This window comes from Amycolatopsis sp. N2S4-7 (assembly GCF_058119595.1).
In genome coordinates, this window is record NZ_CP172299.1 from 8,298,910 (window position 1) to 8,319,831 (window position 20,922).

The following is a 20,922-nucleotide window of genomic DNA, read 5'->3' on the forward strand; positions in this document are numbered from 1 at the left end:
GGTACCCTTGGTCAGGCGATGTCACGCCGGTGCAGCAGCCAGCCGCCGAGCGCGCCGAAGACGACCACGTACCCGACCAGCACGGCGGTGGCCTGCCCGGACCCGACGACCTGCCCGACCCCGGGCGCGCTCGCCCCGAAGGCGGCGGCGAGGGCGCCCGCGTTCGGGCCGGGCAGCACCTTCTGCAGCTCGGCGACCCAGTCCAGCAGCGGCGCGGCGATCGAGGCCAGGAGGTTCTGCACGGCGAGCAGCCACACCAGGCCGAGCCCGATCGGCAGCGCGACCGAGCGCAGGCCGATCGCGAGCAGCACGCCCAGCGCACCCCACATCGTCGTGACCAGCCAGCCGGCGCCGAGGCCGCGCAGGACTTCGGAGACCGCCGGCCAGCTCACGGCCTGGCCTTGGAGCGACGCGACGAGCGCGCTCGCGCCCGCCGTCGCCGCGAACAGCGCGAGCACCACGGCGAGCGCGGCGATCGCGACGGTCACCAGCTTCGCGCCGTAGACCGCGACGCGCGACGGGTGCTGCACCAGCACCGTCTTCCAGGTGCCGTAACCGTATTCGCTCCCCGCCACCAGCACGCCGAAGATCAGCGCGAGGGCGCCGACGAAGATCGGCAGCCCGCCCAGCGCACTGCCGATGAACGCGTCCGGCAGCATGGCGGCCAGCCCTCGGTTGGAGCCCGGCGGACCGGACGTCGCCCCGCTCAAGCCCGCGTACGGGATGGCGTAGCCGAACGTCAGGCTCAGCACGACGGCGACGGCCAGCAGCAGCCAGCTCGCGGGGCGGCGGGACTGCTTGAGGAGCTCGGCTCGGATGTCACGCAGCATCGGGGGTACCTCCGGTCAGGGCGAGGAAGGTCTGTTCCAGGTCGGGTTCGTGCCAGCGCAGTTCGCTGACGTCGAGGCCGGCGGCGACCAGTGCCGCGTTGACCCGCGCGGCCTGGCCGGGTTCGACGTCGAGTTCGAGCGCCTTGCCCTCGACGCGGACGCGGTCCGCGCCGAAGAGGCGTCCGAGGTGGTCGCGGGCCGTGTCCACCGGCGTGGCGACGACGCGCAGCGCACCGCCCGCCCGCAGGTCCTCGACGGTCGTCTCGGTGACGAGCCGTCCGTGGTCGAGCACGCCGACGCGGTCGCAGATCTGTTCGACCTCGGCCAGCAGGTGGCTGGAGAGCAGCACGGTGCAGCCGTCCGCGGCGAGCTTGCGCAGGGTGACCCGCATGTCGGCCATGCCGGCCGGGTCGAGGCCGTTGGTCGGCTCGTCGAGCACCACCAGTTCCGGCTCCTTCAGCAGGGCCGCGGCGAGGCCGAGGCGCTGCTTCATGCCGAGCGAGTACGTCGCGTACCGGTCCTTGGCGCGGCTCGTGAGGCTGACGACGTCGAGCACGGCGTCGACCCGGGTGCGGCGGACGCCGGCGTGGTCGGCGAGGATCCGCAGGTTGGCGCGGCCGGACACGTACGGGTAGAAGGCGGGGCCTTCGATCAGGGCGCCGACGCGGGCGAGGCTGCCGGGTCCCGGTTCCGCGCCGAGCAGCCGGACGCGGCCGGACGTCGGCCGGATCAGGCCGAGCAGCATCCGCAGCGTCGTCGTCTTGCCCGCGCCGTTGGGGCCGAGGAAGCCGTACACCTCACCGGCGCGCACCGACAGGTTCAGGTCCGCCACCGCGGCGATCGCGCCGTAGCGCTTGGTCAGTGCGGTCGTTTCCACGGGCTGGGTCATGGGGCTCCTTCCGGACGCGGCCCCACGGCTTGAAGACCGAGAGGACGCTGGCGAACAGCAAGAGGCTGGGGGCGACGACGACGGGGTAGAGCAGGCCGCGGGGGTCGCCCGTCCCGGCGGCGGCTTCGGTGATCCCCGGCCGCAGCGCGAACAGGATCAGCAGGGCCATCAGGACGTTGACGGCGAGCTTCGCGGCCACCCACCAGTAGCGGACCAGGCCGTACCGGGTGCCGAGGCCGAGCACGAGGCCGGTGGCGAGCGTGAGGACGGCGGCGATCAGCATCGGCCACACGGCGAACAGGTCGAGCGCCCGCAGGCTCGTGGTGATCACGGCGGGATCGCTCGAGAGCAGCGCGGTGCAGACGAGGATGCCGAGGACGGCGTCGATCCCGATCCACGCGCCGGCGAAGACGATGTGCGCCACCAGGTACGTCTTGCGGGCCCGGGCGCTCAGCCTGGTCATGGGTTCTCCTTTCGGTGCCTCCCATCCTCGGGATCCGCGGCGCCGCGGTCGTCCGCCCGCGTACGGCACTTGCGGCTACGCCGGGCTGCGTACGCGGGTACGTTCGAGGTGGTGATCGTTCGCATCCGGGGGTACGCGCTGCCGAGCGGCGAGTACGTCGACCTCTACGCCGACGGCGACCGCTGGACCACCGACCCGGTCCCGGGCGCCTCGCTCGTCGGCGAAGGCTGGCTGGTGCCGGGGCTGGTCGACGCGCACACGCATCCCGGCGCGTCGTCGCCGGGGGAGCCGATGGATCCCACGTTGCTGCGGGAACAGCTGCACCAGCACGTCGACGCCGGGGTGACCCTGATCCGCGCACCGGGCCTGCCGGGGGAGCCGCCGCCGTGGTTCGGCGAAGACCCCGACGTGCCCCGCGCCCGGCACGCGGGCCCGTGGCTGGCCCAGCACGGTCAGTTCTTCGACGGCTGGGGCCGCCGCGCCGCCCACGACGAGCTGCCGGCCCTGGCGGCGGCGCAGGCGGCCGCGACGGGCTGGGCGAAGATCATCGCGGACTGGCGCGTCGGCGATTCCGCGGTGCCGGTGGACATCTTGCGGGCGGTGGTGCGCGAGGTGCACGCGGCAGGCGGGCGGGTGGCGGTGCACAGCCAGCACCCGGACGGCGGCGCGGCCGCGGTGGCGGCGGGCGTCGACAGCCTGGAGCACGGGATGTGCCTCGACCCGGACCTGCTGGCCCGGATGGCCGAGCAGGGCACGGCGCTGACCCCGACGTTGTCGGTGATCACGGAAGGCCTGGGGCGAAGGGAAAAGGAGCCGGACAGCCCGGCCCGCACGTGGTACCTGGGTGGCGCGCGGGTGCACGGCGCATTGACGGCGGCCGCGGCGGAAGCGGGAGTCCGCGTGCTGGCGGGCACGGATTCCCTGCCCCACGGCGGAATCCTCGCCGAGATCCACGCACTGGCGGCGGCGGGAGTGCACCCGGAGGCGGCCCTGGCGGCGGCGTCGTGGAGCGCGCGGGAGTACTTGGGGCTGCGGGGGCTGGAGCCGGGAGCCCCGGCCGATGCGGTGATCTACGACCGGGACCCCCGGCTCGACTTGGCGGTGCTGGCCGACCCGGTGGCGGTGGTGCTGCGGGGTCGCCGGGTGCGCGGCCGCGCTTGACGGGCTGCTTGCGGCAGTCCGTGCCCGGCGGCCGCGCCTAGCCGAGCTGCTTGCGGGAGTAGTTCCTCCCCAGCGGCTGCCCCGGAATCGGCTTCGCGATCAACGCCACCGGAACGAAAAAGCACATCTGCGCGAGGATCAGGACGAGCGTCCAGAGCGCCTTGTCGTCGTAGTGGGACGCGGCCCGGGCGAACAGCTCGTCGGAGACGCGCTCGCCGGACGGGTTCGGGGTCAGGACGGCCTCCGCGAGTTCCAGGGCGACGCGCTCGGCTTCGGAGAAGTAGGGAGCGTCCTGCCAGGACGCCACCGCCGCGATCTGCTCCTCCGTCGCCCCGGACTTGCGGAGCAGCTCCGTGCGCCGGACCGTGTGGTAGGTGTTGCCGACGAGCTGGGCGATGCGCAGCTGCACCAGGTTGAGCGTCGTCCGCGGGATCGCGCCGTTCGTCGTCGCCTTGATCAGGGCGCCGGCGATCTCGCCCAGCTCCGGGAAGAACTCGGCGGGGTCCGGCAGGCGTGACTCGAGCATGGGGTTCCTTCTTTCCGGTCGGGTGTGTCGGTAGCCCGACGACGCAGCCCGCGCGGATGTGAGGCGCCGCTGTCACAGATCGCCGCCCGGGTTCGTCAGAAGCGTGTGAGTGATCTTCTGCACGAGCGGCCTCGGCTCATCGGCCTCGCCTACCGGCTGCTCGGTTCCCTGAGCGACGCCGAAGACGTCGTCCAGGAGGCGTACGGCCGGTGGTACGCGCTGTCCGAGCCGCAACGCGAGGCGATCGGATCGCCCGGCGCGTGGCTGACGACCGTGGCGAGCCGCATCTGCCTCGACCACCTCGGCTCGGCCCGCGTGCGGCGGGAGCGTTACGTGGGTGAATGGCTCCCCGAACCGGTCGCGGGGCTGCCCGACCCGGCGGACCGCGTCACGCTGGACGAGTCGATCACCATGGCGTTCCTGATCGTGCTGGAGTCGATGACCCCGGCCGAGCGGGTGGCGTTCGTCCTGCACGACGTGTTCGGCTACCCGTTCGCCGAGGTGGCCGGGGTGCTCGGCCGCACGGCGGCGGCGTGCCGCCAGCTCGCGTCCTCGGCGCGGCGCCGGGTCCGGGCGTCCCCGCCGCCCGCTCCCGGCCGGAGTGCCGAGGTCGTCCGGGCCTTCAAGCTGGCGTGGGAAGCGAAGGACATCGCCGGGCTGGTCGGCCTGCTCGACCCGCAGGCCACCGCGACCGCCGACGGAGGCGGCCTGGTGACGACCGTGCTGCGCCCGGTCACGGGTGGCGAGCAGATCGCGCGCTACACGGTCGCCATCACCGAGCGGGTCCCGGCGATGACGCTGGCCGAGACCACGGTCAACGGGCGGCCGGGCCTGGTCGCCCGCCGGGACGGGATCGTGGTGACGGTCATCGCGTTCGACGTCGCCGGGGAGTCGATCCGGCACATCTGGGCGGTGCGGAACCCGGAGAAGCTGCGTTCGTGGGTCAGGACCGACCGCTCAGCAACCGCTCCTTGACCTCCGCCTTCAGCACCTTGCCGACCTTCGACCGGGGCAGGTCCGGCCAGACCAGCACCTCCTTGGGCGCCTTGACGCTCCCGAGCAGCCCCTTGGCGAAGCGCAGCAGCTCGCCGGGCTCGACCCCGCGCCCGGCGTGGAACTGCACCACGGCGGTGACCTGCTCACCCCACTTCGCGTGCGGCAACCCGACCACGGCGCAGTCCCGGACCGCGGGGTGGCTCATCAGGGCCTGCTCGACCTCGGCGGAGTAGACGTTGAAGCCACCGCTGATGATCATGTCCTTGAGCCGGTCCACGATGTACAGGTAGTTGTCCTGGTCCAGGTAGCCGATGTCGCCGGTGTGGTGCCACCCGTCCCGCGACACCTCGGCGGTCGCCGCGGGGTCCTTGTAGTACCCGGCCATCACGAGCGGCCCGCGCACCACGATCTCCCCGCGCGCGTCCCGCCCCAGCACCCGGCCGTCCGGATCCACAATGGCCACCTGCGTCAACGGCGTCGGCCTGCCCGCCGAAGCGAACCGGGAGACGGCGAGGCCGCCGTCCGGGGTGAAGTGGTCCGCTGGCGCCAGCGTGGAGATCATCATCGGCGCCTCCGACTGGCCGAACAGCTGGCCCAGCACCGGCCCGATCCGCTCGATCGCCTCCTTCAGCCGCGCCGTGGACATCGGTGCCGCGCCGTACCAGAGGCACTGCAACGACGAAAGGTCCGCGGCGTCCAGGGTGATGTTGTCCAGCAACAGGTAGATCAACGTCGGCGGCAGGAACGCGTGCGTGATCCGGTTCCGCTCGACCAGGTCGATGAACTCCGTCAGGTCCGGGGACGGCATCACGACGATCTCGCCGCCGAGCGTCATGACCGGGAAGCACAGCACCCCCGCCGCGTGCGTCAGGGGCGCCAGCGCCAGGTACCGGGGCCGCCCCTCGAAGGGGTAGCTCATCAACGTCAGCGCCGTCATCGTCTCGATGTTGTGCCCGGTCAGCACCACGCCCTTGGGCCGGCCCGTGGTGCCGCCGGTGCCGACGATCATCACGACGTCGTCCACCGGCGGCGCTTCCCACGGCGAAGGGTCCTCGAGCCACTGCTCGAACGAACCGTCGTCGAGGCAGACCACCGTCTTCAGCTGGGGCAGGTCCGGCTTGATCTCCTCGACCAGCGCCGCGAACGACGACTGGAAGATGAGGCACGTGCAGTCGAACAGGTCCAGGAGGTCGCGGTTCTCCCCGGCGGCGTTGCGCGGGTTGACCGGGCACCAGACCGCGCCCGCCCGCGAAATGCCGAAGACGCAGGAGAACGCCGTCGGGTCGTTGCCGGACAGGATCGCGACCTTCTCGCCCGGGCGGACGCCCGAGCGGTCCAGCGCCCGGGCGATCCGCCAGGACAGCTCCTGGACGAACGCGTAGCTCAGCGAGACGCCGGCCATCGTCAGGCACGGCGCCGAGGGGCCGAGGGAGGCCCCCTTGTCGAGGTAGTCGACCAGGCGCATGGCGATCAGGTCTGGACCGTCAGGACCGGCGACTGGACCAGGCCGAAGTTCCGCAGCACGCCCAGCAGTTCGCGGTGCCCGAACGCCTGGCACGCCGACGCGAACCCGGCGCGCCGCGGCGGCTGCAGCAGCAGCGAATACGCCGCGTACGCCTGCAGGAGCCCCGTCTGCTTGTAGTTGCACGTGCCGTGGATGACGCAGTGGGCGCGCCCGGCCGGGCCCGACGCGTGCACGGAGTCGAGGGAGGTGTTGATCCGCTGGTTCTCCCGCGGCGGCATCTCGTCGCGCACGGCCGCGGCCTGCTCGTGCAGCACCTTGAGCTTCTCCGCCTCCGGCAGGTCGGCGACCTGTTCGAGCACCGCCTTCACGATCAGCGGCACGCCCTGCATGAGCGCCCGGTCGAAGACGCCGCCGAGCGCCTTGACGTTCGCCACGCGCGGGTCGCGCTTGAACCACACCGGGTGGGACGTGCCGCCCCAGGGCAGGGCGAGCCCGATCTCGTGCTGACCCGGCACGGCGACGTCGTGCAGGCCTTCGTCGGCGGACCACTCCCGGTAGGTGTCCTGCTCCAGGTAGTACGCCTTCGACAGCGCGGCGTTGACCAGGATCGTCTGCGTGGAAGCGACGGTGGGGTAACCCTTCCAGAACACCAGGATGTCCAAAGTGTCCAGTCCGGGCGTCTCGAGGCAGAGGTTTGCGGCGATCTCGCCGGTCGTGTACATCTGCGCGATGCCGGGCGAGAGCAGCAGGCCGCGCTCGGCCATCCGCGCGCCGTAGGTCTCGTCGCAGGTGATCAGCCAGTCCTGCTCGCCGGTCGTGTCGAGGTAGTGGGCACCGCTGCGGATGCAGGCCTCGACGACCTCGTGGCCGTATTCGGCGAACGGCCCGACGGTGTTGCAGACGACGGACGCGCCCTCGAACAGTTCGGCCAGCGACTCGGCCTCGTGGCCGACTTCCACGACTTCGTGGTCGACGGTGTCGAGGCCGGGGATCTGGTCGAGGGCGGCTTGGACGCGAGCCTTGTCGCGGCCGGCGGCGGTGAACGGGACGTTGTACTCGCGCAGGTATTCGCAGATCAGGCGACCGGTGTAGCCGGACGCGCCGTAGACGACGACGGGCTTGGTCATGAGCAGCGCCTTTCGGTGGGGAAGCGGGTCACATGCCCATGCCGCCGTCGACCGGCAGGCCGGCGCCGGTGACGAAGCGGGCGGCGTCGGAAGCCAGGAACACGACGGCGTCGGCCATGTCGGTGACCTCGCCGAGCCGGCCGGCCGGGGTCTGCCCGACCACCGCGCCGATGGCGTCCTCGACGCTGGGGAACAGGCCGAGCCGGACGACGTCGGTGGCCAGCTGGTTGCCCATCTCGGTGGGCACCAGGCCGGGGTAGACGCAGTTCACGCGCACGCCGTAGCCGAGCTTCCCGGCCTCCATCGCGGCCACGCGGGTCAGCCGGTCGACCGCCGACTTCGTCGCGGAGTAGCCGGCGATGCCGGGGAACGCGATGGTCGCGGCGACCGAGGAGATGTTGACGACGGCGCCGCCGTGCCCGGCCGGGCCGCCGGGGCGCATCGCGCGGAACGCGTGCTTGATGCCGAGCGCGGTGCCGAGGACGTTGACGTCGAGCATCCGGCGGACGTCGGCCGGATCGAGGTCGGCGACCAGGCCGGAGATCTCGATGCCGGCGTTGTTGACCACGATGTCCAGGCCGCCGAGCTCGGCGATCGTGGCGGTGACGGCCTGCTCCCAGCTCGCGTCGTCGGTGACGTCGAGCCGGACGAACGCGGCGGTGGCGCCGGTCTGCTTGAGCGCGTCGGCGGTCGCGCGGCCCAGGTCCTCCTGGATGTCGGCGATCACCACCGCGGCGCCGGCGCGGGCCAGCGCTTCGGCCATTCCGGCGCCCAGGCCCCGCGCGCCACCGGTGACCAGCGCGGCGCGCCCGGACAGGTCGTATCCACCCATGGACATCTCCTCCTTGAGACGGCTGGGCCACAGCATCAGGCCAGGACTGGACAGTCGTCAAGAGTTTCTTGGACACTCGTCAAGGAAAAGTTGGTCAAGTGCCCGATAGACTGAACCCGGCAACCGACAACACGACGGACGGTGCACGTGACAGAGGCGAAGGAGCGGACCCGGGACCGGATCTCCCGCCGCCAGGTCGACAAGTTCGAGCAGCGGCGGGCGCAGCTGGCCGAGTCGGCGCTGCAGACGCTGGCCGAGCTCGGCTACGCGCGCACCAGCCTGCGCGAGATCGCGCAGAACTCGGAGTTTTCGCACGGCGTGCTGCACTACTACTTCGCCGACAAGGTCGACCTGCTGACCCACTGCGTGCGGCAGTTCGAGGAGGTCTGCGTCACACGGTACGACGAGATCGTCGCCCGCGCGCGGAACGCGGAGGAGCTGCGACGGGACTTCGCGGCGGCGATGGCCGCGACGCTGCGCGCCGACGCGAAGATGCACCGGCTCTGGTACGACCTGCGCAACCAGGCCCTGTTCGAGGAATCGTTCCGCGCCGACGTCCTGGAGATCGACCGGCGCCGCGAGGAGATGATCTGGCACGTCGTGGGGCGCTACGCCGAACTCGCGGCGGCGCCGGTGGACGTGCCGCCACCGGTCGCGTACGCGCTGCTCGACGGCCTGTTCCAGCAGGCCCTGCTCCGGTACCTGGCCGGGGCGGAAGAGGCCGCCGCCGAGCTCGAACGGGACGTCCCGTCCGTGCTGGCGCGCTTCGTGACCGGCTAGGGGCCGCCGCGCTGGTGCGGGGTCTGCGGCGGCGGCACGACGAACGCGATCACGGTCGCCGCCAGCCCGGCGAACAGCGACAAGTGCGCCGCGGCCGGTACGGCGCTGATCAGGAAGAGCCGCAGCGACCCCGAGATCAGCCAACGCCACATCTTCGGGCTCATGATCAACAAGTACCCGGCGCCGCCGGCCGCCAACCGGTGGCGGGCCGGGCCCGGGCCACGATCACCCGGTGGGGGCGTGCGCGGCGACCACGGGGGTGACGGGCGGTGCGGGGGCCGGATCACCCGGCTGGCCCAGTGCGACGCCCGTGACGAGAGCCACCGCCGACACCCAGAAAGCCAGCCGCAGCAACAGCGAGAACGAACAGACGACCTTCATTTCGGCTCCTTCGACAGAGGGGGAGACGGCGCTCGATGTCCGGGGGATTTTCGCCGCGCAATCGATGCGGCACCCCGAGAATGCGGCCGCCGGTAACGCCGCGGCAAGGAGTTTCCCGTTTCCCGTGCGGGCGGGAAAGGAAACCGCGGGATAACGATCCGTTTGCCGCCCCATGATCGACTGGACATCGGCGGTGGCGCTGGCGAGCATTGAGCACCGTGCGTGGGAAAGGCGAGGGAGGAACGGTGGGCCTCAATGCGGCGGACGTGGTCGGGGAGCTGAAGGTCCTGCGCAAAGGGAGGGCAATTTTCACGACATCGCTCGCAGACCGGGTCGGGCCCGCATTGCGCGCCGCGTGTGGCATTTTGGAAGATGACGACTCCGTGGTGGTGCGGCGTAAGCTTTCCGACCGATTGCGGCCGCTGGTCGAGTCGTTGCCGGACGATCTGAAGATCTCGCTGCTCGCCGCGTTCGCGCTGGACGAGCGGGCGCGCAAGCCGTTCTACCAGGAACGGGTGCACTGGGCGGCGATCACGATCGACCGTGACGACCGCACGGTGCGGCGGCGGATCGACGAAGGAATCGAGCAGATCGCCGCAATGGCCGTCGGCGGCGGACCGGACCCGGGACCGCGCTATCCGAGCCGCAGCTGGCACACCGAAGAACTGCGCGTCACGCTGGCGCTCGACCAGCCCGTGGCGGAGGCGTTCGAATTCCGCCGGGTGATCGCCGACGCCGACGAAATCGCACAGCTGGACCTGGCATTGACGCTGCCCGTCGCCGTCGAATCCGGGGAATCGGTGCGCGAGTCGGATCTCGAAGTGGACGTGTTCCACGGCGGTGTGCTCGCCGGCCGCGTCATGGAGACGAACGACCGCGTGGGGTTGTCGTTGCGGTTGCCGGAGCCGCTGCGGCGCGGTGACCGGCACGAGATCGGCCTGCGGTTCCGCGCGAACATGCGGGAACAGCGGTACGTCTGCGTTCCGCGGCACCCGTGCGATCTCTTCGACCTGCACGTCCGGTTCGGCGACCGCGTGCCGGAGCGGATCGTGCGGCTGGAAAAGGCCGTCCGGGGCGACCCGCGCGACCGGGCGCCGGGCGGCGCCGTGCTGCGGACCGACGACGCCGGCGAGGTGCACGTGCGGTTCCGGCACCTCGCGCCCGGCTTCGCGTACGGGATCCGCTGGCGCTGAGCTGTCCAGGATTTGTCCCGTAATCCGGTGGCGACCGCCGGGTAACCCGGGTGGGCCGTTCCCGGTTAACGGACAATAGCTGGACAACCACTGCGGGCGTGCAACGTTGCTGGTCAGCGCCTCGATTACTCCGGATGTCGGACCGGGGATCGTCCAGGCACCGATGTGCTCCACTGTGGACGGACGGGTACCCGGTGGCGGACGCGAGGAGGGACCCGTGGATACCATGATCTCGGCGTCGCAGGCGGCGACGGAAGCGGTCGACGGCTACGTCGTGCTCGGGGAGTCGCCGCGGCCGGACGGCAAGCTGACGAAGGAGCGGCTCGACCCGGTGGTGGCGGCGGCGCGCACCGGCGACCCGGACGCGGTCCAGGCGCTGCTGCGGCTCGTCAAGCCCACGGTCGTGCGCTACTGCCGCGCCCGGATGGGTGGGCGCGACCTGTCCTACCTCTCGGCCGACGACGTCGCGCAAGAGGTGTGCCTGGCCGTGCTGAAGGTGCTGCCGAACTACCAGGATCGCGGCGGCTCGTTCCTGTACCTCGTGCGCGCCATCGCGGCGAACAAGGTCGCCGACGCCTTCCGTTCGGTGGCGCGGGACCGGTCGAAGCCGGTGCCGGAGCTGCCGGACCGGCCGCTGGGCGGCAACGAGCCGGAGAACCACGTGCTCGAGCTGGACCTCGGCGCCCGGCTGGGCCGGCTGGTGGCGACGCTGCCGCGGCTGCACCAGGAGATCCTCACGCTGCGGATCGTGGTCGGCCTGTCGGCGACCGAGACGGCGGAGGCGCTGGGCATCTCCGCCGGCAACGTCCGCATCACGCAGTACCGCGCCCTGACCAAACTGCGCGGCATGATCGGGGACGGCGAGCTCTGAGCGTCACTCCAGCCATTCGGTGACGAAGTGGTCGCTCTCGTGGATGTGCACGGCCTCGTAGACGCCGGGGCCGAGCACGGCGAACTTGTGCGGCGTACCGGCCGGGACGACCAGCACGTCCCCGGCGCCGCCGTCGCGCTGCTCGTCGCCGATGGTGAACCGGGCCCGCCCCCGGATGACGACGAACGTCTCGGCGTAGGGGTGCCGGTGCAGCCGCGGCCCGGCGCCGACGACGTCGGTGCGTTCGTGGATGACCGAGATCCCGGACCCGATGTCGCGCCCTTCGAAATCCTCGCTGTCGCTCACCCGGCCAGCGTAGCCCCGGAAGCGCCGCTCAGGACTGCGGTTTCAGCCCGTCCATCACCAGGGTCAGCAGGTGCGCGGTCCGCGCCGCCCGGTCGGGCCCGAAGTCGTTGCGCCACAGGAAACCCACCAGCTGCAGCACGTCTTCGGCGTCGACGTCCGGCCGCAGCGTCGCCGCCCGCTTGCCCGCGTCCAGCAGCAGCGTGATCGCCTTGAGCACCGGCTCGTAGTACTCACCCGAGAGATCGGCGCGCGTCGCCGCTTCGACGGCCTCGCCGACGCCGTGCTTGATGCGGCCGTACGCCGCCAGGCGCTCGAACCACCGCCGCAGCGCCTCCGCCGGCGGGTGCTCGGCGAGCAGCGACGGCGCCGCGTCGATCAGTTCCTCGACGTCGTGCCGGTACACCGCCAGCAGCAGCGCTTCCCGGCTGGGGAAGTGGCGGTAGAGCGTGCCCTGGCCGACACCGGCGGCCTTCGCGATCGATTGCAGGGACGCCGCGCTCGACGCCTTGAGCGCCGTGCGCGCCACCTCGAGGATCCGCTCGCGGTTCTGCTCGGCGTCGGCCCGCATCGGTGTCATGCCCCTCACCCTAGCCAACCGGACAGCTGTCCGCTACCGTCGGAGACGTAACCGGACATATGTCCACTTAGCGAGGAGCTCCCATGATCGAGAACAAGGTCGTCGTCATCACCGGCGCCAGCAGCGGGATCGGCGCGGCGACCGCGACGCTGCTGGCCGAGCGCGGCGCGAAGGTCGTGCTCGGCGCGCGGCGCAAGGACCGCCTGGACGAACTGGCCGCGCGGATCGGCGCCGTCGCCGTGCCCACGGACGTCCGCAAGGCCGAAGACGTCGCGAACCTCGTCCGAGTGGCCCGCGAGCGGCACGGCCGGCTGGACGTTCTCGTCGGCAACGCGGGCGTCGGGCCGATCTCGCCGCTCGACGCCCTGCGCGTCGACGACTGGGACACGATGATCGACGTCAACGTCAAGGGCGTGCTCCACGGCATCGCGGCGGCCCTGCCGGTGTTCCGCGAGCAGGGCTTCGGGCAGTTCGTGCACACGGCGTCGACCGCGGCGTACCGCACCGTGCCGACGATGGCCGTGTACGCGGCCACGAAGACGGCTGTGCGCACGATCTCGGAAGGCCTGCGCCAGGAGGCGGGCCAGGACCTGCGCGTCACACTCGTCTCGCCCGGCATCATCCACACCGATTTCATCGACGGCATTCCGGAGCCGGAGGTGCGGGCGCAGCTCACCGAAACCCGGGACACCGTGGCCATCCCGCCGGAGGCGATCGCCCGGGCGATCGCGTTCGCCGTCGAGCAGCCGGCCGACGTCGACGTGAACGAGATCGTCGTCCGGCCCACCGCGCAGGCCTGAAGGTCATCCGCGCACTTGACCTAGGGATCGCCGATTCCGGTGCGGGTTCACCGGAAATAGCGGGGAATCCGCGTCACCCGGATCGGGGACGGCGGAAAACGGGTAGTCCCCCGTGCCGGTGCGCGTCCGCCGGCGCCCCATCGCGCGGAAAGGAAGACATGACGACCAGCACAGCCCACGAAACGGGGGCCCCGGACCGGTTGCTGGCCGCGGCGCGGCCGCTGGTGGTGCGGTACTGCCGCGCCCGCCTCGGTACCGGGCAGGACACCTGGCACTCGGCCGACGACGTCGCGCAGGACGTGTGCCTCGCGCTGCTCAAGGCGCTGCCCGGACGTCCCCCGGACCGCCCGTTCCCCAACTTCGTGTGCGGCATCGCCCGCCACAAGGTGGCGGCGGCCCAAAAGGCCGCGGCACGGCAGTGGGACGAGCCGGTCGCCGAGCTGCCGGACGAGGTCGACGCCTCGATGGACCCCGAGCACCACGCCCTGCGCCGTGAGCTGGGCGAGCGCATGGCGAAGCTGCTCCAGGTCCTGCCGGAGAAGCAGCGGGAGATCGTGGTGCTGCGCGTGGTGGTGGGGTTGTCGGCGGAGGAGACGGCGGAGGCGGTGGGCTCGACCCCGGGCGCGGTCCGGGTGGCGCAGCACCGAGCGCTCGGCCAGCTGCGCAAGGTGGTCACGGACCGCTCAGGCTGAGCCCGGTTCGCGGAAGGGCTGGGCCGCGGGGTTCAATGCGGCCCGGCGCCCGCGGCCCCGCGCACGGCAGGGCTGGGGCCGCCGACGTTCACCGAGCCGGGGCCGCGCCCCAAGACCCGCGGCCCCGCGCTGAACGACTTCACCTCAGGGCTCCTGCTGGGAGCGGAACGCGTCCAGCACCCGACGCTCCCTTTTGGTCGGCCGTCCCGCGCCGCGCTCGCGGCGGGCCACCGGGATCGCCGTTTCCGGGGGTGGCTTCGGGGTGCGGTCCACGAAACACGTCGCCGCGTCCGCTGCACCCACGCGTTTCTGGATCACCCTGACCACGTCGAGGACCCTCGTCGTCCCGGCGAGGCGCACGCGGACTTCGTCGCCCGGGACCACCGTCGTCGCGGGCTTCGCGGGCTTGTCGTTGACGCGCACGTGCCCGCCGCGGCACGCCGCCGCCGCGTCCGGGCGGGTCTTCGTCAGCCGGACCGCCCAGAGCCAGCGGTCCACTCGGGTCGACTCCACAGTCGTCCATCATGGCCCATTCAGCGGCACAGCCGCGCCACCCCGGCAGGTTACCGACGGGTACGTGTCGACTTGTCTGCACCACCAAGCTATAACTTGTTCTAAATACCTCAACGGTGAGGAACAACACATGAGTGACGAACCCGTGTGGAGAACAACTTCTGGCGCAATATCCCGTCGCCTCTTCATCGCTGGAACCAGTTCTATCTTGGCCGGCGCGGCGCTGGCCGGCCGAGCCGCAGCGCAGCAGCCCGCCGCCGCGCAATCCATTCCCAACGGCGCCCGCGTCTCCGCGCTGGTGATCGGCACCGGCTACGGCGGCTCGGTCGCGGCGCTGCGGCTCGCGCAGGCCGGCGTCGACGTGCACATGGTCGAAATGGGCATGGCCTGGGACACGCCCGGCCCGGACGGCAAGATCTTCGCCAACACGACGACCCCGGACCAGCGCTCGTTCTGGTTGCGCACCAGGACGAAGCAGCCGCTCAGCAACTTCCTCGGGTTCCCGATCGACAAGGACATCCCGCGCTACACCGGCATCCTCGACGCCGAGGAGTTCAGCGGGATCACCGTGTACCAGGGCCGCGGGGTCGGCGGCGGTTCGCTCGTCAACGGCGGCATGGCCGTCACGCCGAAGCGGGAGAACTTCGCCGCCATCCTCCCGACCGTCAACGCCGACGAGATGTACAACGTCTACTACCCGCGCGCGAACGCGGGCCTCGGCGTCGCCACGGTCCGCCCGGCCTGGTTCGACACCACCGACTGCTACCAGTACGCCCGCGTCGGCCGGAAACAGGCGCAGCGGTCGGGGTTCCCGTTCGTGTTCGTCCCCGACGTCTACGACTGGAACTACATGGAGCAGGAGGCGGCCGGCACCGTGCCGAAGTCGGCCCTGGCCGGGGAAATCCTGTACGGCAACAACTACGGCAAGAAATCCCTGCAGAAGACGTACCTGCCGCAGATCGCGGCGACCGGCCGGGTCACCATCTCGCCGCTGCACCGGGTCACGTCGGTCGCGCCCGCGTCCGGCGGCGGCTACACCGTGGCGATCGAGCAGCTCACCACCGCGGGGGCGGTGTCCACGACGAAGACCGTGACGGCGGACAAGGTGTTCTTCGCCGCCGGCAGCGTCGGCACCAGCAAGCTGCTCGTGAAGCTGAAGGCCACCGGCGCGCTGCCGAACCTGAGCGGTGAGGTCGGGAAGGGCTGGGGCGACAACGGGAACGTGATGTGCGGGCGCGCCAACCACATCTGGGACCCGACCGGGGCCCTCCAGTCGTCCATCCCCTGCGGCGGCATCGACAACTGGGCCGCGGGCGGCGCGTTCGCCGAGGTCGCGCCGCTGCCGACCGGGATCGAGACGTGGGCGTCGTTCTACCTGTCGATCACGAAGAACCCGAACCGCGCGCAGTTCTCCTGGAACCCGTCGACGCAGAGCGTGGACCTGAACTGGCAGACGGCGTGGAAGCAGCCGGGCATCGACATGGCGAAGACCATCTTCGACAAGATCAACGCGACGGAGGGGACGATCTACCGGACCGACCTGTTCGGCGTGTACAAGATCTGGGGCGACCATCTCACCTACCACCCGCTCGGGGGCGCGGTGCTCGGCAAGGCGACCGACAACTACGGCAGGCTGGCCGGGTACCCGGGCCTGTACGCGATCGACGGTTCCCTGATCCCGGGCAACACCAGCGTCAACCCGTTCGTCACCATCACCGCGCTGGCGGAACGGAACATCGAGAAGATCATCTCGACGGACTTCTGACCCGAAGGTCGTGAGGGGCGCTCAGCCCCTCACGACCGGTGGGACGGCAGCACGCAGACGGTGTCGAGGCCGAGGACGTGGTTCAGCCGTCCGAACGCGAGCCACGCGCCGAGGCTCATGCTCAGCTCGACGATCTCCTGCTGGCTGTAGTGCGCGGACATCCGCGTCCAGAATTCGTCGTCGAGGTTGTGGTGGTCGAGGGTGTACCGCTCGGCGTACTCCGCCGCGAGCCGCGTCCGGTCGTCGAAGCGGTCCGTCGTGCGCCAGTCGAGCACGGCGTCCGCGAACTCCTCCTCGACCTTCTGCCCGTCGCGCTCGGTGCGCCAGTCGAGGCAGAAGACGCAGCCGTTGATCTGCGCGATCCGCAGCCGGGCGGCCTCGAACTCCCGCAGCCCCAACGTCGTGTGGGCGTACACCGCCAGGGAGAACTGCGACGCGGCGATCCCGATGCCGGGCACCATTTCGCCCCAGACGTACCCGATCGGGTCCTTGCCCTCGGGGATGTCGATGTTCACGGACGCCTCCTTCCGAGCTTGCCGGCTGCGGGGCGCAGCGGGACGTCGAGTGCGTCGTAGAGGCCGGGTTCCGCCTCGGCCAGCCAGTCGATCGCGCCGACGAGCCGTCCGACGGCGGTGGCGTTCCCGCCCGCCGACCGGTTGTCGCCCTCGTCGCTCGCCTCGACGGTGACCTCGATGCGCGGCCGGCCTTCGATGATCACGCGGTGGGCGCCGTCGCCGCTGGGCGGCACCGGCCAGTCCGGCGCGCACGACGGGTGGATGCGGGTGACGTGCTCGATGACGATCCGCGGCTCGCCGTCCACGATGCCCTGGACCTCGAACCGGACCGCGCCCTGCGTGCCCTTCTCGAACTCGCCCATGGTCCGCGTGGACACGGTTTCCTCGAGCGGACGGCGATCGAGCGTCTCGCGCAGCTCGTCCACCTCGACGCCGAGGCCGCGCGCGATCAGCCGGACCTGCCCGCCCCACACCATCGACGGCACGCCGGTCATCAGCATCGGCGGGTCGTAGCCCATCGGCTGGCCCATGCCGACCAGGTACCGGACGGAGTCGGGCTGTTCGTAGGTCGAGTAGTCGAAGATCTCCTGGCAGCGGATGACGTCGACGTCGGTGCCGAGCCCGCTGATCAGCAGCGGCAGCACGTCGTTGCCCCAGCCCGGGTCGACGCCGGAGACGAAGAGCGAGCCCCCGCCTTCCTTGATCGCCGCCAGCACCGGGTCGCGCAGCTCGGGCGGGGCGTTGCGCTGGTCGTAGAGCGGGTAGAGGGCCGGGGTCACGACGACCGCGCCCGTCCCGACCGCCCGCACGATGTCGGCGAGCGCGTCGTCGAACCGGACGTCGCCCGAAGCGGCGTAGACGACGGCTCGCGGATTCGCGGCCAGCACGGCGTCGACGTCGTCGGTCGCGGCGACCCCCAGCGCGCCGGCCCCGGCCAGTTCGCCCGCGTCCTTGCCGACCTTCGCCGGGTCGTGCACCAGCACTCCGGTGAGCTCCAGCGCCGGGTGGGCGTCGACGGCCCGGATTGCCGCACGGCCGACGTTGCCGGTGCCCCACACCACTGTGGCGATCATGGGTCCGAGTTTTCGCGGGTTCGCGCGGCGGCGGGAAGGAATTCGTTCCGGCCAGCGGACCGCGCGGACCCGGGTAGCATGCAGTGCGTCCGAACGTCGTATCGGAGGCCTGTGAGATGACGATCGACCCGAAGCCCCGCAGCCGCACGGTGACCGACGGGATCGAGGCCGCGCCCGCCCGCGGCATGCTCCGCGCCGTCGGGATGGGGGACGGCGACTGGCGCAAGCCGATCATCGGCGTCGCCAGTTCGTGGAACGAGATCACGCCGTGCAACCTATCCCTGGACCGGCTGGCGCAGGCGTCCAAGGAAGGCGTGCACGCGGCCGGCGGCTACCCGCTGCAGTTCGGCACGATCTCGGTGTCCGACGGCATCTCCATGGGCCACGACGGCATGCACTTCTCGCTCGTCTCCCGCGAGGTCATCGCCGACTCCGTCGAGACGGTGATGCAGGCCGAGCGGCTCGACGGCTCGGTCCTGCTGGCCGGCTGCGACAAGTCGCTGCCGGGCATGCTGATGGCGGCGGCCCGGCTCGACCTGGCGTCGGTGTTCCTCTACGCGGGCACGATCGCCCCCGGCTGGGTGAAGCTCACCGACGGCACCGAAAAGGACGTCAGCATCATCGACGCCTTCGAGGCGGTCGGCGCGTGCCGGGCGGGCCGGCTCGGGACCGACGACCTGGACCGCATCGAACGCGCCATCTGCCCCGGCGAAGGCGCCTGCGGCGGGATGTACACCGCGAACACGATGGCGTCGGCGGCCGAGGCGATGGGGATGAGCATGCCGGGCTCGGCCGCGCCGCCGTCCGCGGACCGCCGCCGCGACCACTACGCGCACCTTTCGGGCGAAGCCGTCGTCGGGCTCCTCGAGCGCGGCATCACCGCGCGCGACATCCTCACGCGCGAGGCGTTCGAGAACGCCATCACCGTCGTGATGGCCCTCGGCGGCTCGACCAACGCCGTGCTGCACCTGCTGGCCATCGCGCACGAGGCGAAGGTCGAGCTGACCCTCGACGACTTCAACCGCGTCGGCGACCGCGTCCCGCACCTGGGCGACCTCAAGCCGTTCGGCAAGTACGTCATGAACGACATCGACCGCCACGGCGGCATCCCGGTGCTGATGAAGGCGCTCCTGGACGAGGGGCTGCTCCACGGCGACGCCCTGACCGTCACCGGGAAGACCGTGGCGGAGAACCTCGCCGAGCTGGACCCCGACCCGATCGACGGCGAGGTCCTGCGCACCCTGGACAACCCGCTGCACCCGACCGGCGGCATCACCATCCTGCGCGGCTCGCTCGCCCCGGAGGGCGCCGTCGTGAAGTCCGCGGGGTTCGACACCGCCAACTTCGAAGGCCCGGCGCGCGTGTTCGAGCGCGAGCAGGACGCGATGGCGGCGCTGAACGAGGGCCGCATCGAGGCCGGTGACGTCGTCGTCATCCGCTACGAAGGTCCCAAGGGCGGCCCGGGCATGCGCGAGATGCTCGCGATCACCGCGGCGATCAAGGGCGCCGGCCTGGGCAAGGACGTCCTGCTGCTGACCGACGGGCGGTTCTCCGGCGGCACCACCGGCCTCTGCATCGGCCACGTCGCGCCGGAGGCGGCCGACGGCGGGCCGATCGCGTTCGTCCGCACCGGCGACCGGATCGCCGTCGACATCAAGGGCCGCAGCATCGACCTGCTCGTCGACGCCGCCGAGCTGGCGTCCCGCCGGGAAGGCTGGGAGCCGCTGCCGAACAAGTTCCCGGAAGGCGTGCTCGGGAAGTACGCGAAGCTGGTCCGGTCGTCGTCCTACGGCGCCGTCACGAGCTGAACGAGCGCGCGTTTGTCGACCTTCCCGACGGCGGTGAGCGGCAGCGCGTCGACGAAGTCCACGCCGGCCGGGACGTAGTGCTCCTGGCCGAAGGCTTCGCGCGCGTGCGCCCGGACTTCTTCGGCGGTGAGCGGCCCCCGGGCGACCACGACGGCGTGCAGCAGCCGGCCGTCTTCGCCCGGGACGCCGAAGACGGCCGCGCTCCGGACGGCCGGGTGCGTCGCGAGGGCGTGCTCGACGACGGTCGAGGCGACCTTGGTGCCGTGCTCGCCGACCACGACGACGTCGTCCGCGCGGTCGAGCAGGTACAGGTACCCCTCGTCGTCGAAGCGGCCGAGGTCGCCGGTGCGCAGCCAGCCGGCGCCGACGTCCGGGCCGCCGAGGTAACCGTCCATCATGGCCAGTCCGCGCACCTCGACCTCGCCGTCGCCGGTGATCCGGGCCTCCATGCCGGGCACGATCCGGCCGACCGAGCCCAGCCGCTCCGGCCGGCCGATCAGCTCGGCGGCGGAGATGCTCGCGATCATCGGGGCCTCCGTGAGGCCGTAGCCCTGGCCGACGACCGGGCCGAAGACCTCGAGGGCCTGGGCGAGCCGGTGCGGCGGCAGCGGCGCGGCGCCGAGGGACAGCGACCGGACGCTGCTGACGTCGGTCTCCGCGAGCGCGGGGTGGTCGAGCACCGCCGCCAGACGCGGCGGGGTGAGCGAAAGCGTGTCGATCCGGTGCTCCTGGATCGCGCCGAGGACGGCGCCCGCGTCGAAGCCGTCCTGCAGCACCACGGTGTCGCCCCGCAGCAGCGCGCCGAGCACGGTGGCGTTGCCGGTCATGTGCGTCATCGGCGCGACGAGCAGGGTGCGCCCGGGCCCGTCTTCGTTCGGCGTGAAGATGTGCGCCATGCCGTCGTAGATGCCGCTGTGGCGGATGAGCTTCGGGGTGCCGGTGGTGCCGCCGGTGGGGAAGAGCAGGCTGACCGTTTCCGGCGGCTCGAGCGGCTGGGGCTCGCCGTCGAGGTCGTCGAGGGTCCGGACGTCGATGCCGGGCCAGTCGCCCGGGCGGTCGGTGATGACGGTCGTGACCCGCGCCGCTTCGGCCGCGGCGAGGCGGTCCCGGCGCGGTGCCGAGGCCGCGACCAGCAGCACGGTCGCGCCGCGCAGCAGGGCCGCGAGCTGGACGAGGACGGTTTCCGGCCGGTTGGGGAGGTCGATCGCGACGACGTCGGCGTCGCCCAGGCCGGCGTGCAGCCGGCGCAGGCGGTCGCGGGCCTGGCGGTAGGTCGTGGCACCGCCGGAGTGGAAGAGGACCCGGTCACCGCCGTCGTCGAGGGCGGTGAGCACTTTCGTCAGGAAGAAGCTCACCCGC

24 protein-coding genes are annotated in these 20,922 nt (G+C 71.7%); 9 read left to right on the plus strand and 15 right to left on the minus strand.

What is annotated here, in order from left to right; all coding sequences use genetic code 11:
* Positions 1-11: 11 nt before the first annotated feature.
* From ACH54P_RS39505 to ACH54P_RS39515, 3 genes are read right to left on the minus strand one after another with little or no spacing between them, the layout of a single operon-like run.
* Entirely contained in the window at positions 12-830 is an 819-nt protein-coding gene (locus tag ACH54P_RS39505; RefSeq protein ID WP_489908383.1) for a DUF2705 family protein, read from the minus strand.
* Positions 820-1,719: an ABC transporter ATP-binding protein gene (locus ACH54P_RS39510; RefSeq protein WP_489908384.1), complete on the minus strand. Its 900-nt coding sequence runs from the start codon at positions 1,717-1,719 to the stop codon at positions 820-822. The genes ACH54P_RS39505 and ACH54P_RS39510 overlap by 11 nt, the downstream gene beginning before the upstream one ends.
* Positions 1,628-2,182, minus strand: a complete 555-nt coding sequence (locus tag ACH54P_RS39515; protein ID WP_489908385.1) for a hypothetical protein — start codon at positions 2,180-2,182, stop codon at positions 1,628-1,630. Before ACH54P_RS39515 ends, ACH54P_RS39510 begins: the two co-directional genes overlap by 92 nt.
* A gap of 111 nt (positions 2,183-2,293) precedes the next feature.
* On the opposite strand from ACH54P_RS39515, the gene ACH54P_RS39520 reads away from it, so the two are divergent.
* Positions 2,294-3,343 (plus strand): amidohydrolase family protein, encoded by a 1,050-nt coding sequence (locus ACH54P_RS39520; protein WP_489908386.1) that lies wholly within the window; start codon positions 2,294-2,296, stop codon positions 3,341-3,343.
* 37 nt (positions 3,344-3,380) lie between these two features.
* Here ACH54P_RS39520 and ACH54P_RS39525 read toward each other — a convergent pair whose 3' ends face one another.
* Positions 3,381-3,869: a carboxymuconolactone decarboxylase family protein gene (locus tag ACH54P_RS39525; RefSeq protein ID WP_489908387.1), complete on the minus strand. Its 489-nt coding sequence runs from the start codon at positions 3,867-3,869 to the stop codon at positions 3,381-3,383.
* A gap of 105 nt (positions 3,870-3,974) precedes the next feature.
* Here ACH54P_RS39525 and sigJ point away from each other — a divergent pair, with 105 nt between their 5' ends.
* Complete coding sequence (gene sigJ, locus ACH54P_RS39530; protein WP_489908388.1) at positions 3,975-4,844, plus strand: RNA polymerase sigma factor SigJ; 870 nt, start codon at positions 3,975-3,977, stop codon at positions 4,842-4,844.
* On the opposite strand, the gene ACH54P_RS39535 is transcribed toward sigJ, so the two are convergent.
* From ACH54P_RS39535 to ACH54P_RS39545, 3 genes are read right to left on the minus strand one after another with little or no spacing between them, the layout of a single operon-like run.
* The gene (locus tag ACH54P_RS39535) at positions 4,813-6,330 is read right to left on the minus strand and encodes an AMP-binding protein (RefSeq protein ID WP_489908389.1); all 1,518 of its coding nucleotides are present in this window, start codon (positions 6,328-6,330) and stop codon (positions 4,813-4,815) included. The two genes, sigJ and ACH54P_RS39535, sit on opposite strands and share 32 nt — an antisense overlap.
* A gap of 5 nt (positions 6,331-6,335) precedes the next feature.
* Entirely contained in the window at positions 6,336-7,457 is a 1,122-nt protein-coding gene (locus ACH54P_RS39540; protein WP_489908390.1) for a DUF5938 domain-containing protein, read from the minus strand.
* 28 nt (positions 7,458-7,485) lie between these two features.
* A complete protein-coding gene (locus tag ACH54P_RS39545) occupies positions 7,486-8,289 on the minus strand; it encodes an SDR family NAD(P)-dependent oxidoreductase (protein WP_489908391.1) in 804 nt (267 codons plus the stop codon).
* 147 nt (positions 8,290-8,436) lie between these two features.
* Between ACH54P_RS39545 and ACH54P_RS39550 the strand changes: the two genes are divergently transcribed.
* Positions 8,437-9,069, plus strand: a complete 633-nt coding sequence (locus tag ACH54P_RS39550) for a TetR/AcrR family transcriptional regulator (RefSeq protein ID WP_489908392.1) — start codon at positions 8,437-8,439, stop codon at positions 9,067-9,069.
* Here the strand turns inward: ACH54P_RS39550 and ACH54P_RS39555 are convergent.
* Complete coding sequence (locus tag ACH54P_RS39555; protein ID WP_489908393.1) at positions 9,066-9,233, minus strand: hypothetical protein; 168 nt, start codon at positions 9,231-9,233, stop codon at positions 9,066-9,068. The genes ACH54P_RS39550 and ACH54P_RS39555 overlap by 4 nt on opposite strands.
* A gap of 61 nt (positions 9,234-9,294) precedes the next feature.
* The gene (locus ACH54P_RS39560; RefSeq protein WP_489908394.1) at positions 9,295-9,450 is read right to left on the minus strand and encodes a hypothetical protein; all 156 of its coding nucleotides are present in this window, start codon (positions 9,448-9,450) and stop codon (positions 9,295-9,297) included.
* 245 nt (positions 9,451-9,695) lie between these two features.
* On the opposite strand from ACH54P_RS39560, the gene ACH54P_RS39565 reads away from it, so the two are divergent.
* Together ACH54P_RS39565 and shbA (ACH54P_RS39570) are read left to right on the plus strand one after the other, a co-directional pair.
* Positions 9,696-10,643: a hypothetical protein gene (locus ACH54P_RS39565; RefSeq protein ID WP_489908395.1), complete on the plus strand. Its 948-nt coding sequence runs from the start codon at positions 9,696-9,698 to the stop codon at positions 10,641-10,643.
* Positions 10,644-10,860: 217 nt separating this feature from the next.
* The gene (gene shbA / locus ACH54P_RS39570) at positions 10,861-11,514 is read left to right on the plus strand and encodes an RNA polymerase sigma factor ShbA (protein ID WP_489908396.1); all 654 of its coding nucleotides are present in this window, start codon (positions 10,861-10,863) and stop codon (positions 11,512-11,514) included.
* Positions 11,515-11,517: 3 nt separating this feature from the next.
* Here the strand turns inward: shbA (ACH54P_RS39570) and ACH54P_RS39575 are convergent, their stop codons facing one another.
* Both ACH54P_RS39575 and ACH54P_RS39580 read right to left on the minus strand, forming a co-directional pair.
* Positions 11,518-11,820 carry a cupin domain-containing protein gene (locus ACH54P_RS39575; RefSeq protein ID WP_489908397.1) on the minus strand — a complete coding sequence of 101 codons (303 nt, stop codon included), beginning with the start codon at positions 11,818-11,820 and terminating at the stop codon, positions 11,518-11,520.
* 28 nt (positions 11,821-11,848) lie between these two features.
* The gene (locus ACH54P_RS39580) at positions 11,849-12,397 is read right to left on the minus strand and encodes a TetR/AcrR family transcriptional regulator (protein WP_489908398.1); all 549 of its coding nucleotides are present in this window, start codon (positions 12,395-12,397) and stop codon (positions 11,849-11,851) included.
* 83 nt (positions 12,398-12,480) lie between these two features.
* Here ACH54P_RS39580 and ACH54P_RS39585 point away from each other — a divergent pair, with 83 nt between their 5' ends.
* Both ACH54P_RS39585 and shbA (ACH54P_RS39590) read left to right on the plus strand, forming a co-directional pair.
* Positions 12,481-13,197 (plus strand): SDR family oxidoreductase, encoded by a 717-nt coding sequence (locus tag ACH54P_RS39585; protein ID WP_489908399.1) that lies wholly within the window; start codon positions 12,481-12,483, stop codon positions 13,195-13,197.
* A gap of 158 nt (positions 13,198-13,355) precedes the next feature.
* Entirely contained in the window at positions 13,356-13,889 is a 534-nt protein-coding gene (gene shbA, locus ACH54P_RS39590) for an RNA polymerase sigma factor ShbA (protein WP_489908400.1), read from the plus strand.
* Positions 13,890-14,033: 144 nt separating this feature from the next.
* Here shbA (ACH54P_RS39590) and ACH54P_RS39595 read toward each other — a convergent pair whose 3' ends face one another.
* A complete protein-coding gene (locus ACH54P_RS39595; protein ID WP_489908401.1) occupies positions 14,034-14,402 on the minus strand; it encodes an RNA-binding S4 domain-containing protein in 369 nt (122 codons plus the stop codon).
* A gap of 208 nt (positions 14,403-14,610) precedes the next feature.
* On the opposite strand from ACH54P_RS39595, the gene ACH54P_RS39600 reads away from it, so the two are divergent.
* A complete protein-coding gene (locus ACH54P_RS39600) occupies positions 14,611-16,167 on the plus strand; it encodes a GMC oxidoreductase (protein ID WP_489908402.1) in 1,557 nt (518 codons plus the stop codon).
* Positions 16,168-16,196: 29 nt separating this feature from the next.
* On the opposite strand, the gene ACH54P_RS39605 is transcribed toward ACH54P_RS39600, so the two are convergent.
* Together ACH54P_RS39605 and ACH54P_RS39610 are read right to left on the minus strand one after the other, a co-directional pair.
* The gene (locus ACH54P_RS39605; RefSeq protein WP_489908403.1) at positions 16,197-16,682 is read right to left on the minus strand and encodes a carboxymuconolactone decarboxylase family protein; all 486 of its coding nucleotides are present in this window, start codon (positions 16,680-16,682) and stop codon (positions 16,197-16,199) included.
* Positions 16,679-17,755 carry an NAD(P)H-dependent amine dehydrogenase family protein gene (locus ACH54P_RS39610; protein ID WP_489908404.1) on the minus strand — a complete coding sequence of 359 codons (1,077 nt, stop codon included), beginning with the start codon at positions 17,753-17,755 and terminating at the stop codon, positions 16,679-16,681. Before ACH54P_RS39610 ends, ACH54P_RS39605 begins: the two co-directional genes overlap by 4 nt.
* Before the next feature lie 116 nt (positions 17,756-17,871).
* On the opposite strand from ACH54P_RS39610, the gene ilvD reads away from it, so the two are divergent.
* On the plus strand, positions 17,872-19,563 hold the full coding sequence (gene ilvD / locus ACH54P_RS39615) for a dihydroxy-acid dehydratase (protein ID WP_489908405.1): 1,692 nt from the start codon (positions 17,872-17,874) through the stop codon (positions 19,561-19,563).
* On the opposite strand, the gene ACH54P_RS39620 is transcribed toward ilvD, so the two are convergent.
* A complete protein-coding gene (locus ACH54P_RS39620; RefSeq protein ID WP_489908406.1) occupies positions 19,542-20,918 on the minus strand; it encodes a class I adenylate-forming enzyme family protein in 1,377 nt (458 codons plus the stop codon). The two genes, ilvD and ACH54P_RS39620, sit on opposite strands and share 22 nt — an antisense overlap.
* Between the last annotated feature and the right edge of the window lie 4 nt (positions 20,919-20,922).

Excerpts from the sequence above, each read along its gene's own strand:
- ACH54P_RS39555 (WP_489908393.1), bottom strand. The coding sequence starts at position 9,233 with ATGAGCCCGAAGATGTGGCGTTGGCTGATCTCGGGGTCGCTGCGGCTC.
- ACH54P_RS39535 (WP_489908389.1), bottom strand. The coding sequence starts at position 6,330 with ATGCGCCTGGTCGACTACCTCGACAAGGGGGCCTCCCTCGGCCCCTCG.
- ACH54P_RS39545 (WP_489908391.1), bottom strand. The coding sequence starts at position 8,289 with ATGGGTGGATACGACCTGTCCGGGCGCGCCGCGCTGGTCACCGGTGGC.
- shbA (WP_489908400.1), top strand. The coding sequence starts at position 13,356 with ATGACGACCAGCACAGCCCACGAAACGGGGGCCCCGGACCGGTTGCTG.
- ACH54P_RS39560 (WP_489908394.1), bottom strand. The coding sequence starts at position 9,450 with ATGAAGGTCGTCTGTTCGTTCTCGCTGTTGCTGCGGCTGGCTTTCTGG.
- ACH54P_RS39505 (WP_489908383.1), bottom strand. The coding sequence starts at position 830 with ATGCTGCGTGACATCCGAGCCGAGCTCCTCAAGCAGTCCCGCCGCCCC.
- ACH54P_RS39515 (WP_489908385.1), bottom strand. The coding sequence starts at position 2,182 with ATGACCAGGCTGAGCGCCCGGGCCCGCAAGACGTACCTGGTGGCGCAC.
- ACH54P_RS39580 (WP_489908398.1), bottom strand. The coding sequence starts at position 12,397 with ATGACACCGATGCGGGCCGACGCCGAGCAGAACCGCGAGCGGATCCTC.
- ilvD (WP_489908405.1), top strand. The coding sequence starts at position 17,872 with ATGACGATCGACCCGAAGCCCCGCAGCCGCACGGTGACCGACGGGATC.
- ACH54P_RS39540 (WP_489908390.1), bottom strand. The coding sequence starts at position 7,457 with ATGACCAAGCCCGTCGTCGTCTACGGCGCGTCCGGCTACACCGGTCGC.
- ACH54P_RS39510 (WP_489908384.1), bottom strand. The coding sequence starts at position 1,719 with ATGACCCAGCCCGTGGAAACGACCGCACTGACCAAGCGCTACGGCGCG.
- ACH54P_RS39585 (WP_489908399.1), top strand. The coding sequence starts at position 12,481 with ATGATCGAGAACAAGGTCGTCGTCATCACCGGCGCCAGCAGCGGGATC.
- ACH54P_RS39610 (WP_489908404.1), bottom strand. The coding sequence starts at position 17,755 with ATGATCGCCACAGTGGTGTGGGGCACCGGCAACGTCGGCCGTGCGGCA.
- ACH54P_RS39525 (WP_489908387.1), bottom strand. The coding sequence starts at position 3,869 with ATGCTCGAGTCACGCCTGCCGGACCCCGCCGAGTTCTTCCCGGAGCTG.